Consider the following 12,033-nt stretch of genomic DNA (forward strand, 5'->3'; position numbering starts at 1 on the left):
CTGGGATGAAAGGCTCACGGCGCGGCGGCCCGAGATCGAGGCCGTCGTTCGGGGCTCAGATGTCATCGCTCGCGAGACTGGCAACACCTTTGCGGTTGAGCTCGGCGAAAGCCCGATGGAATTTCGCGCCAGAATTGGCTAGCAATGACCACCCGAATAAATTGCAGCGAGATCCCCAGACATATCGGAGCGACGATCATGGTGAGCACGACGCCGACTATCGCATATGGAAAGCATACCGACCTACAGATTGCCGCTTTGGGCGAGACGGGATTCAAGTCCGATCCAGTAAAACGCTTTGACGACTTTGAGAAAAGTGGCAGGCTTGCGGGCCTGCATGGGGTCGTAGCCCTTCGCGGCGGCCGTATCGTCTTCGAGCGGTATTTCGACGGCAACGACATGACGTGGGGGCGGCCGCTCGGGAATGTCAGATTCGGGCCGGACACGCTCCACGATATCAGATCCGTCACCAAAAGCATCGTCGGTCTGCTCTATGGCATCGCACTTGAAGAGGGTCGCGTGCCGGCGCTTGATGAACCGATCATCGAGCAGTTTCCCGAATACTCCGATCTTGCCAGCGACCCGCAGCGCAGACGATTGACCATCCGACATGCGTTGACGATGACGCTTGCCATGGAGTGGAACGAAAATGCGCCCTATACTGATGCGGCCAACAGCGAGATCGCCATGGAACAGGCGCAGGATCGCTATCGCTTCATCCTCGACCGCCCGATCCTTGCGGAGCCCGGACGCGGATGGATCTACAGTGGCGGGGCTGTTGCACTGCTTGGCAAGATCATTGAGCAAGGCACCGATCAATCCTTGCCGGAATTCGCAAGCGAAAAGCTGTTCTCCCCTCTCGGGATCGACACCATCGAGTGGATCCGTGGCCAAGACGGCAAGGCATCGGCCGCATCGGGGCTGCGGATGGCGCCACGCTCGCTGGCTCGAATTGGGCAGATGATATTGGACGGTGGCAGATCGGACGGTCGTTCCGTCGTTCCCAAATCCTGGCTGGACCAGAGTTTCCAGCCCGCCGCGATGGTCGATATCGGCTGGCCGGGAATGCATTACGGCTACCTGTGGTATGTGGGTGAGGAAGCCATCACGGATAGGACTGGGACCTATGGCGAGCGCTTCATCGCCGCAATTGGAAATGGCGGGCAGCGGCTGTTTGTTTTCCCGCGCTTTGACTTCGTCCTTGCCATTGCCACCGGCAATTACGATTCTCCCGACCAGTGGAGAGCCCCTGCCGCATTGTTGTACGAGGTGTTTCTGCCCAGCCTGACGGCCACCTGAAAAACCGGCTCGGCCTGAGCGGGCGGGAGACGGCGCCGTTCAGGAGAACGGCTCGGTCGGTCCCGCCGCCGGATTGGTGAACCAGCGCGGGCCTTCGGCAGTCATGGTGATATGGTCCTCCAGCCGGATCCCGAATTTTTCGGGAAAGACGATCATCGGTTCGTTGGAAAAGCACATGCCGGCGGCAAGAGGCGTATCGTTGCCGCGAACGATATAGGGCTCTTCATGGATCTCCAGCCCGAGGCCATGACCGGCACGATGCGGCAGTCCCGGCAGGCGGTAATCGGGGCCGAGGGAGTGCCGGGCAAGCACCTTGCGGGCGGCATCGTCGAGGATTGAGCAGGCCACGCCGATCCGGGCTGCGTCGAAAACGGCCTGCTGCGCCTCGCGTTCGATCCACCAGGCGCGCTCGAAGGCGCTGTCGCCGCCCTCCAGCATATAAGTCCTGGTGATATCGGAATGATAACCGTCGATCCGGCAGCCGGTATCGACCAGAATGACGTCGCCCTGGCCAAGGACCTGATCGCCGTCGGCGCCATGCGGGAGCGAGGTCGCCGCGCCGAAGGAGACGATTGCGAATGTCGACCCGTCGTCGGCGCCGGCCTGGCGATGCCGGCGATCGATGAAATCGACCACCTCGGATGCCCTCACGCCCGGCTTCATCAGCGCATGCACCTGCCTGTGGACATCGAGCGTCAGGTTCATCGCATATTGGATGAGCGCGATCTCCGCATCCGATTTAATACGACGCAGGCCGCGGATCAGCCGCCCGCCATTAGAAAGCCTTTCGGCGCCCATCGCCGCTGCCAATGCGTGATAGAAGAAAAGCGGCAGACCGTCGTCGAGCGCAAGCCGCCCGCCCCGGCCGACAAGCCGGGAGATGAGGGCAGCACTGCTCTCTTCCTCTTCCCAGACCAGGATTTCGCCGGGCAGATGCGGCAGGGTTTCGACGCGGCTGCGTTCGAATCCCGGAACGATGTAGGAGACTGCCGTGGGAGTCACCAGCGCGCCGAGGAATCTTTCGCTCGGATGCCAGACGAGACCAGTGAAATAGCGCAGGCTCTCGGTCGGCCCGAGAAGCACGCCGGCGAGCCCTTCGGCTTCGATCCCTTGCCGGAGTTTCGACAGACGGACCTGCCGTTCTTCCTCGGTGATGCGGGGTACAGGGTGCTGCCACGACATGTCGTTTTCCTGTTTTTTCTCAGCTTGATTCAGCGGTTTTGCGATATGTCGATCGCCACCGGCCGGTCGAGGTCGCGGGCGAGATAGTCCTGAATCTGACGGACGATCTGCGCGGCGTGCGCAATTGCCAGCCGGTCGGCGCGCTCGGCGTCGCCGGCCTCGATGGCGGCGATGATTTCCTCATGTTCATCGACATATTGGCGCGGCAGCCGGTCGTCGAAGGTCGCATAGTAGAGGCGAAGGATGCGCCGGCCTTCGTCGAGCAGCTTGGCGAAGAAGGTCGTGTAATAGGAATTGCCGGCAAGCTCGGCAATCGCCACGTGGAATTCGCGGTTCGCCTCGATCATCGCATAGGGGTCGCGCGCGGCAACGGCGTCGGCGAAGTCTTTCTGGTGTCGGCGGATGGTCCTCATGATGTCACCATTTCGCCGCTCTGCCGCCCCGCGCGTCGTGACGCGGTACATCAGCGTCAGCGCTTCGAAATAGGTGGGCAGGCCTGCGAAATCGATCGGCGCAACGATCGTGTTCCGGTTCGGCAGCGTCGTGACTAGCCCGTCGGCGGCAAGCCGCAACAGCGCCTCGCGAATGGGTGTCCTCGACATCCCGAAGCGCTCGGACAGCCGGACCTCGTCGAGCGGGCTGCCGGGTTCCAGCGCCATCGACAGGATTTCCCGACGCAGCGTCACATAGACGCTCTGCGTGCCCGAGCCGCGCACCCGTATATGTTCCGCGTCATTCTGCATTCCGTCCGTCCTCTTTCATGAAAGCCTTGTATTGCGTTTCTGCCGTTTCCCGCAACGGCGTCCATGGGTTCCCGAATTATTCGAGATCAGGACGATTGAGTCTTGTCGACAGTTTGTATATAACGAAATCAATCTTAACGGAGTTTCGATCGATGACAACAGGATGGAAGGGCGTATTTCCCGCCGTAACGACGCAATTCAACGAAGATCTTTCCGTGGATCTGTCCGCGACCCAGCGTGTCCAGGACGCACTCGTCAACGACGGCGTCAACGGGCTGATCGTCATGGGCACGTGCGGCGAAAACAATTCGCTCGATCCCGATGAGAAACGCACGATCCTCAAAGCCGCCGTCGAGGTCGTCAACGGCCGTGTTCCCGTTGTGACAGGCGTGTCCGAATTCGACACGCGCCGTGCCGTCGCCTATGCCCGCGATGCCGAAAAGCTTGGCGCCGACGGGCTGATGCTGCTGCCGGCCATGGTCTATGTGCCGAAGCCGCAAGAACTGATCGCGCATTTCCGAACCGTCGCCGAAGCGACCTCGCTGCCGATCATGCTCTACAACAACCCGCCGGCTTACCGCGTCAATATCGGCGCCGATGTGCTGAAGGTGCTGGCAGACGTGCCGAATATCAAGGCGGTCAAGGAAAGCGCGCCGGATCCGCGCCGCTTCACCGATCTCATCAATGAATTCGGCGATCGCTTCGATATTTTCGCCGGCCTCGACGACGTTGCGCTAGAGGGCCTGATGCTCGGCGCCAAGGGCTGGGTCTCCGGCCTCACCAGCGCCTTCCCCGAGGAATCCGTGCAACTCGTTGCGGCCGCCGATCGCGGCGATTGGGAAGAGGCCCGCAGGATCTATCGCTGGTTCATGCCGCTTCTGCATCTCGATGCCGAACATGACCTCGTTCAGTCGATCAAGCTCGCCGAGCAGATCATGGGCCGCGGCTCCGAACGCGTCCGCCTGCCGCGCCTGCCGCTTTCGGGCGCCCGCCGCGCCGAAGTCACGGCAATGGTCGAAAAAGCCGCCGCGACGCGCCCCTCGAAGGCCCGTCAGGCGGCCTGAGACAAAGAGGCCGGCAAGCGCTCATAGCCGCTGCCGGCCTTTCCATACCTCGCGCTAGGCGCCCGAAGCGCCGGCGGAACGGCTTAGGCTGTTGCGGCTGATCAGTGACGGTATCTGGAAAATATGCTCGGCACTGGTGCGGCCTTCTATCCTGGAAATCAGGGTTCGGGTGGCGACCTGGCCGAGTTCCCTGCCCGACTGATCGATGCTGGCGAGATTGACGAGGCCAAGGGCCGCGGTCGACGAATTGTCGTATCCGATGACGGCGAGGTCTTCGGGCACGCGCACGCCCATCTCCATGGCCAGGCTTAGAAGAGTGATCGCGTCGAGATCGCTCCAGCAGAACACCGCGCGCGGCCTGTCTTTCCTTGACAGGAACTTTCGCATCGCCTCTTCCCGCTTGGGCGAGGCGATAGGGATTTTTCCGATCGGCGCGGAGGAGCCGAACCCGCCGCGCTGCATCGCCCGGCGGAACCCGATCTCACGCTGGCGGACGACTGAAACTGCGTGCCCCTCGCGCTCGCCGAGGCTCAGCATTTCGATATCGCAATAGCCTTCAGCGAGAAGCGCTTCGACCGCGATCTCCGCCCCGCGCTGATCGTCGGCATTAACGGTGTCGAAGGCCGTTGCGGCGGCATCATGGTAACCGACCGCGACAATCGGGATCTGGACCGCGAATTTTGCGATGATCTCAGAGGGCAGGCGTGGCGCAACGAGGATAAGGCCGTCCATCTTGTAGTCGATCATCGACTCGATCAAAGACGTCTCCAGCTGCACGCGCGCATCGCTGACGCCGATCATCGCCTGGTAATGCGAAGGCGCCAGCACAGCGTTGACGCCGGCAATCACCTCGGGAAGGAAGGGATTACGGATGTCGATCAGGAGCACACCGATGGTGAAACTCCGGCCGCGCAGTCCACGCGCGGCCCGTGAGGGGCGATATCCGAGCGCGTCGATGGCATCGGTCACCTTTGCCCGCAACCCTTCGCTGACGCCGTAGGCGTTTCGCATCACCTTGGAAACCGCGGCGACCGATACGCCTGCGTGGGTTGCCACTGTCCGGATCGTCACGCGATCGTTTCGTTGCAGTTTTTGTTTGTCTTCGATCGACATGAAATCTCTGGGCTTACAGCGGGCCGTCAACAATTGCCCGCAGAACCACCATGGCAGACCGGCGACGAAATTTCTATTGCACATCCGAAAAAAATGTAGAACGTTATATGGAGAACGTTCTACATTTTGTCGGGAGGACTTGATGAACTTTCAGCCGGCAGCCATCAGCGGCAATCTCGTCTCGCGTGCCTGGTCCGGGGATATGGTCGCGCCACTCTCGGATGGCGGCCAGGGAACGGCCGCAAGCTTCATCGCTAAAAGCTTCGAGCATGATGGCGCGGGACATCCGGTCGAACTCTTCATCTCCGCTCTCGGCCTCTACCGCTGCTTCATCAACGGCACCCGCGTCGGCGAGGATCTGCTGACTCCAGGCTGGACGAACTACGACGATCGCATTGCCTATCAGCGATACGACGTCTCGAACTTGCTGAAGCCCGGCCTGAACCGTATCGAGATCTGGATTGCCGACGGATGGTACCGGTCGCCTCTGATGTGGGGCGCCAAGGCTATTCCCAATTGCTGGGGCGACAGGATCGGCGCCATCGCCGATCTGGTCGGTCCCAGCGGTATCATTCTTTCTACCGATACGACGTGGCGCAGCGGCCTCCTGCCGATCCTGAAGTCGGGGATCTATTTCGGCGAGGTCTACGATGCCCGTCAGGAAAATCTTGTCGAGACCCATGGCACGGAGAGATTGCCATTCGACAGAACGCTGCTCGTCGCGCATGAAACCCCGGCTGTGCGGGAATTGCAGCCGCTCGCCCCAGTCGAAAGCTGGACCGATGATAACGGCAGGACTGTCTATGATTTCGGCCAGAATGCCGGCGGCTATGTCAGATACACGGTGCGCGGGGCTGCCGGCGCCGAAGTGCGGGTGGAGCATTCGGAAGTCCTCGGCCCCGACCGACATTTCGACAATCGCAATTATCGCACGGCCGTGGCGCAGACCGTCTATACGCTGCGCGGAGAGGGCGACGAGAGCTATTCGCCGCATTTCACTTTCCAGGGCTTCCGCTATACCAGGGTGACCATCACCGGCGATGCAAAGATCCTGGCGATCGCCTCCATCCCGATCTCGTCGGTACCGGAGCCTGCCGGCGGCTTCACCACAGGCAATGCGCTCGTCAATCGCCTCGTCCAGAATACCATCTGGTCGCAGCGCGCCAATTTCGTCGAAGTGCCTACAGATTGCCCGCAGCGCGACGAACGCCTGGGCTGGACCGGCGATGCCCAGGTATTTGCCGCAACAGCATGCTGGCTGAGTGATAGCCAGTCCTTCCTCCGGAAATATCTGCGCGACGTGATGGCCGACCAGCGCGAGGACGGCGCCGTCTCGCATTTTTCGCCGGACCCGACGCGCCTGCATCCTGCCGACTTCCCAGGTTATGCCGGCTCGACCGGCTGGGGTGATGCGATCGTCGTCATCCCCTGGGTTCTCTACACCCATTATGGCGATCGGGCGGTTCTTTCGGAGTGCCTGGATTCCATGGTGCGCTGGGTCGATTTCGTCTGGTCGATCTCAGATGGTCCGCTGGTGCGCCCGCCGTCGCGCTGGGGCGACCGCGGCTTCACCTTCGGCGACTGGCTGCAGCCGGTCGGCGACAATAGGAAGCCGCGACCGACGATTGCCGACGACTGCGCAGCCACCCTCTACCATTTCATCTCGACCGACCGTCTGGCAAAGATCGCAGCCGTTCTTGGCGAGCGGGCGCTCGAAGATGAGATGAAACGCCGCGCCGGAGAGATCCGGCTGGCATTTGCGAACGAGTTCATCACGCCATCGGGACGCCTTGCCCACAACGACCAGACCTCCTATGCGCTGGCTTTCCTCCATGACCTGATACCGGCGGAACATCACGAGGCGGCCCGACAGCATTTCAGGCAGGTGATCATCGATGCCGACTACAAGATCGGCACCGGCTTCATTGGGACGCCGGCCCTCTTGCCGGCCCTGACGAAGCTCGGAATGGACGATCTCGCCGAAAAAGTCTTCCTGCAGGAGGATGTGCCGGGCTGGCTCTATCAGGTCTCGAAGGGGGCGACGACGATCTGGGAGCGCTGGGATTCCATGGCGCCCGACGGCACCATCTACGAACCCGAGATGAACAGCTACAACCACTATGCCTATGGCGCCGTCTGCCAATGGCTGTTCGAATCCGTCGCCGGAATTTCGCCGAGCCCGGAGGCACCGGGCTTTGCCGAGGTGATCGTCGATCCCGCGCCGATTCCGTCCCTCTCGCCGGTTTCAGCCCATCATGACGTGAACCAGGGACGCATCGAAGCCGGCTGGCAGTGCGACGGCAACCAGATCACCTATGTGCTGACGCTTCCGGAAGGCTGCATCGGCCGCTTCCGGCCCGGAAACCGGCACCGGAACCCGTCGCTCAACGGAGAGCCTGTCATCGGGGAAGCCATCATCCCCCCGGGAACGCACAAGCTGGTCTTTTCCCTATCCAATTCTTGAGGAGCATACACGTCACACCGTTCAGAGGAGGAACGTCATGACACATCGGATAAAGCTCATTCTTGCCGGCACGTCCGCGCTTTTGGCACTGGTCGCGGCCGGCCCGTCGCATGCGGAAGTCACGCTGTCGTTCCTGATCGACAACAATCCCGACACGGTCGCGGCTGCCGAGGCACTGGTTGCCGCTTATCAGGCCAAGGCGCCCGACGTGACGATCGAAATCGAGCAGCGGCCCGGCGGCGGCGAGGGCGACAACATCATCAAGACGCGACTGGCGACCGGGGAAATGTCCGATGTATTCCTTTATAATTCCGGTTCGCTGCTGCAGGCGCTGAAACCCGCCCAGACGCTCGTCGATCTGAGTGGTCTCTCGTCGCAGGCGAAGGTGGACGACGGTTTCAAGTCAGTCGTCCGCGCCGATGGCAAGCTCTACGGCGTTCCCTTCGGCACGGCGATGGCGGGCGGGATCCTCTATAACAGGAAAATCTATCAGGACCTCGGCCTCTCCGTACCGAAGACATGGGCGGAGTTCATGGCGAACAATGCGAAGGTCAAGACATCAGGCAAGGTCGCCGTGGCGCAGACCTATCGCGATACCTGGACCTCGCAGCTGTTCGTTCTGGCCGACTATTACAACCTGCATGCCGCCGTGCCGAATTTCGCAGCCGACTATACCGCCAATAAGGCGAAATATGCAGAGACGCCTGCGGCGATGAAGGGCTTCGAGCGGTTGAAGGATGTACACGATGCCGGCCTGATGAACGAAGATTTTGGCGCGGCAAGCTACGATGACGGCCTGAGATTGGTGGCGACCGGCGAGGCAGCGCATTATCCGATGCTGAGCTTTGCCGTCGGCGCGCTCAAGCAGAATTATCCCGAAAACCTCGCCGACGTCGGCTTCTTCGCGCAGCCGTCCGACGATGCTGGGACCAATGGCCTGACGGTCTGGATGCCGCCGGCCCTCTATATTCCCGCGACCAGCCAGCACGCTGAGGAAGCGCGGAAATTCGTGGATTTCGCCGGAAGCGTCGAGGCTTGCAAGCTCATGGTGGAAACCAACGCCGTTCAGGGGCCTTCGCTGATTGATGGCTGCGACCTGCCGGCCGACATACCGCCTGCAATAAAGGACATGCTCCCCTATTTCGAAGCCAAGGACAAGACGACACCGGCACTGGAATTCGTTTCGCCGATCAAGGGACCGTCGCTCGAGCAGATCACCGTCGAAGTCGGCTCGGGTATTCGCCAGCCGGCCGATGCAGCGAAACTCTATGACGATGATGTGCGCAAGCAGGCCAAGCAACTCGGGCTGCCCAACTGGTAGCGGTCTTTCGGGTCAATCGACCTCGCTCCTGATGGAGCGAGGCTCCACCCGATCGAAGAGGTAGACATGATCGAGACACGCCCCCGCTCGCGCAAATCGCCCTACCCGCTGTGGTTTTTCATTCCGGCCGCCATCATCTACGGCGTGCTGTTTCTTGTTCCCACGGTCTCATCTCTCTGGTTCAGCCTGACGCGCTGGGATCTTTCGACGGCCGAATTCATCGGGCTCGAGAATTTCCAGCAATTCTTTTCAGAGCCGTTCCTGATCAAGGGGCTCGTCAACACGCTGATCTACGCCGTGACGACATCGGGCCTGAAGACGGTCTGCGGGCTGCTGCTGGCCGTGCTGCTCACCAGCAATATATTTGCCCGTGGTTTTCTGCGAACGCTGGTCTTCTTCCCCGTGCTGGTCTCGACGATCGGCATCGGCATCACCTTCGCCGTCATGATGCATCCGACCAAGGGCATCATCAATGTCACGCTGGAGGCGCTCGGCATTCCCGGGCCGGGATGGCTGACCAATCCGGCGCTCGCGCTGTTTTCGGTGGCCCTCGTCGATGTCTGGAAAGGTGTGGGGCTTGCCACGTTGATCTTCATCGCCGGTCTCGCTGCAATCAGCCCCGATTATTACGAGGCGGCGAGGATCGATGGCGCCACCCGGCTCCAGCAATTCTTCCGGATCACCCTGCCGCTCGTGCGTCCCGCCACCGTCATCGTGGTGACCTTGTCGCTGATCGGCGGGCTTCGTTCCTTCGACCTGATATGGGCCATGACCCGGGGCGGACCTGGTTTTTCCTCCGACGTGATCGCCTCGGTCATCTACAAGCAGTACCAGGCGGGTTTCTATGGTCTGTCGACGGCCGGAAACGTCATCCTGTTTGCGCTGATCGCGGTGATCATCCTGCCATTCACCCTATGGTTCAACCGGCGCGAGGTCGAGGCATGAGAAGCGTCCGCCCTTATGTGACGGGGGCGATAGCCCTTGCCGTCGCCACCATCATCTTCGTCATGCCTTTTGCTTTCGTCGCGCTCCAGGCGGTCAAATCAAAGTCCGAAGCGTCCCGTCTCGACTTCGAATTGCCGGAGCACTGGCTGTTCTGGGATAATCTCGTCGCCGTCTTCAAGGCGCGCGACTACCAGCTCGTGCTTGCCTATTTCAACTCCACCCTGATCACGGTTGCCTCCGTGACAATCCTCATCCTGCTGTCGGCGATGGTCGGATACGTCATGCAGCGCCGCAAGACCGCCTGGAACAGGGTGGCCTTCATTGCACTTTTCATGGGCCTGATGATGCCGCCGGCCGTCGTGCCCACCATCGGCCTCTTGCAGGAGATCGGCCTCTTCAAGACCATGACGGGCATGATCCTGATCCAAGTCGCCTACAATCTCTCCTTTTCGATATTACTCTACCGCTCGTTCATCTCGACCATCCCGCGCGATCTCGATGAAGCGGCGCTGATCGACGGCGCCAAACCCCGGCAGATCTTCTTCAGGGTGGTGCTGCCGCTTCTGAAGCCGGTGACCGTCACCAATATCGTCGTGCAATCGATCGCGATCTTCAACGATTTCACCAACCCGCTCTACTACCTGCCCGGCAAGGAGAATGTGACGGTGCAGCTGACGCTCTATAATTTCCAGAGCATGTATACGAGCCAGTACAATCTCCTCTTCATGAACATCCTCCTCGTGACGATCCCGCCGCTGATCGTCTTCATCTTCTTCAACCGCCAGATCGTCGCGGGCATGACGTCAGGCGGAGTCAAAGGGTAGTAGGAATGGCCGAACTCACTCTCAAACAGGTTCGCAAGAACTTCGGCGCCCTTGAGGTCATCAAAGGTATCGATCTCGACGTTTCTTCCGGCGAATTCGTCGTTTTCGTCGGCCCGTCGGGCTGCGGAAAGTCGACGCTGCTGCGCATCATCGCCGGCCTCGAGGAAACGACGTCGGGCGCGCTGACCATCGGCGGCAAGGACGTGACCTACGCCGAACCCTCTGAGCGCGGCATCGCCATGGTCTTCCAGAGCTACGCGCTCTATCCGCACATGACCGTTGCAGAAAATATCGGCTTCGGGCTCTCGCTCGCGCGCCGCCCGAAAGCAGAGATCGCGGCCAAGGTCGCGGCGGCGGCCGAAACGCTGCAACTCACCCATCTGCTGGAAAGAAAGCCGAAAGCACTCTCCGGCGGCCAGCGACAGCGCGTCGCCATCGGCAGGGCCATCGTTCGCAATCCCAAGGTCTTCCTGTTCGACGAGCCGCTCTCCAACCTCGATGCCTCGCTCCGAGCCCAGATGCGCCTGGAGATATCAGAGCTCCACGCACGGCTGAAGGCGACGATGATCTACGTCACCCACGATCAGGTCGAAGCCATGACGATGGCAGACAAGATCGTCGTCCTGAACGGCGGCGCGGTCGAACAGATCGGCAGTCCGATGGAACTCTACCGCAATCCCGCAACCCCCTTCGTCGCCGGCTTCATCGGCGGCCCGAAGATGAACCTCTACGGCGGCGATACGGCCCGGCGAAAGAACTGCACCACCTACGGCATCCGCCCGGAACACATCAGGCTTTCGGACGGCGCCGGGCAGTGGCAGGGAAAGATCCGGCATGTGGAGCGGTTGGGCGCCGACGCGATCCTCTATCTCGACGTTCCCGACCTCGGCGAGATGGTCGTGCGCGCCGAAGGCGAGACGCCGTTTGCGCCTGGCATGACAGTCTGGGCAAATCCGGTCGAGGGAGCGGAGCACCGGTTCTGAGGCTAACATCATGGCTTCGTCAGTCGATGTTTTCCTACGCCGCCATTAATCACGCCAATCTTGAAAATCTGCAATCAATGATTAATATGCAGTCA

The 12,033-nt window shown here is 61.0% G+C and carries 10 protein-coding genes; 7 read left to right on the top strand and 3 right to left on the bottom strand.

The features are described 5' to 3' along the window. Window positions 1–198: 198 nt before the first annotated feature. Window positions 199–1,299 (top strand): serine hydrolase domain-containing protein, encoded by a 1,101-nt coding sequence (locus tag EFD55_RS03565; RefSeq protein WP_205909772.1) that lies wholly within the window; start codon window positions 199–201, stop codon window positions 1,297–1,299. A gap of 39 nt (window positions 1,300–1,338) precedes the next feature. On the opposite strand, the gene EFD55_RS03570 is transcribed toward EFD55_RS03565, so the two are convergent. Both EFD55_RS03570 and EFD55_RS03575 read right to left on the bottom strand, forming a co-directional pair. Beyond that, window positions 1,339–2,481 carry a M24 family metallopeptidase gene (locus tag EFD55_RS03570; protein WP_125843055.1) on the bottom strand — a complete coding sequence of 381 codons (1,143 nt, stop codon included), beginning with the start codon at window positions 2,479–2,481 and terminating at the stop codon, window positions 1,339–1,341. A 29-nt stretch (window positions 2,482–2,510) separates the two neighbouring features. Next, window positions 2,511–3,224 carry a GntR family transcriptional regulator gene (locus EFD55_RS03575; protein ID WP_125843057.1) on the bottom strand — a complete coding sequence of 238 codons (714 nt, stop codon included), beginning with the start codon at window positions 3,222–3,224 and terminating at the stop codon, window positions 2,511–2,513. A 152-nt stretch (window positions 3,225–3,376) separates the two neighbouring features. Between EFD55_RS03575 and EFD55_RS03580 the strand changes: the two genes are divergently transcribed. Beyond that, window positions 3,377–4,288, top strand: a complete 912-nt coding sequence (locus tag EFD55_RS03580) for a dihydrodipicolinate synthase family protein (protein ID WP_125843059.1) — start codon at window positions 3,377–3,379, stop codon at window positions 4,286–4,288. A 54-nt stretch (window positions 4,289–4,342) separates the two neighbouring features. Here EFD55_RS03580 and EFD55_RS03585 read toward each other — a convergent pair whose 3' ends face one another. Continuing rightward, window positions 4,343–5,401 carry a LacI family DNA-binding transcriptional regulator gene (locus EFD55_RS03585; RefSeq protein WP_125843061.1) on the bottom strand — a complete coding sequence of 353 codons (1,059 nt, stop codon included), beginning with the start codon at window positions 5,399–5,401 and terminating at the stop codon, window positions 4,343–4,345. A 142-nt stretch (window positions 5,402–5,543) separates the two neighbouring features. On the opposite strand from EFD55_RS03585, the gene EFD55_RS03590 reads away from it, so the two are divergent. The 5 genes from EFD55_RS03590 (at window position 5,544) to EFD55_RS03610 (ending at window position 11,938) form a co-directional block, all read left to right on the top strand. Next, entirely contained in the window at window positions 5,544–7,865 is a 2,322-nt protein-coding gene (locus tag EFD55_RS03590; RefSeq protein WP_125843063.1) for a family 78 glycoside hydrolase catalytic domain, read from the top strand. 37 nt (window positions 7,866–7,902) lie between these two features. Beyond that, complete coding sequence (locus EFD55_RS03595) at window positions 7,903–9,186, top strand: ABC transporter substrate-binding protein (protein WP_125843065.1); 1,284 nt, start codon at window positions 7,903–7,905, stop codon at window positions 9,184–9,186. A 66-nt stretch (window positions 9,187–9,252) separates the two neighbouring features. Further along, window positions 9,253–10,131, top strand: coding sequence for a carbohydrate ABC transporter permease (locus tag EFD55_RS03600; protein ID WP_125843067.1), 879 nt, complete (start codon window positions 9,253–9,255; stop codon window positions 10,129–10,131). Continuing rightward, window positions 10,128–10,955: a carbohydrate ABC transporter permease gene (locus EFD55_RS03605; protein WP_125843069.1), complete on the top strand. Its 828-nt coding sequence runs from the start codon at window positions 10,128–10,130 to the stop codon at window positions 10,953–10,955. The genes EFD55_RS03600 and EFD55_RS03605 overlap by 4 nt, the downstream gene beginning before the upstream one ends. Window positions 10,956–10,960: 5 nt before the next feature. Then, window positions 10,961–11,938 (top strand): ABC transporter ATP-binding protein, encoded by a 978-nt coding sequence (locus EFD55_RS03610; protein WP_125843071.1) that lies wholly within the window; start codon window positions 10,961–10,963, stop codon window positions 11,936–11,938. Window positions 11,939–12,033: the final 95 nt, after the last annotated feature.

This window comes from Rhizobium pisi, assembly GCF_003938655.1.
Lineage (GTDB): Bacteria > Pseudomonadota > Alphaproteobacteria > Rhizobiales > Rhizobiaceae > Rhizobium > Rhizobium pisi.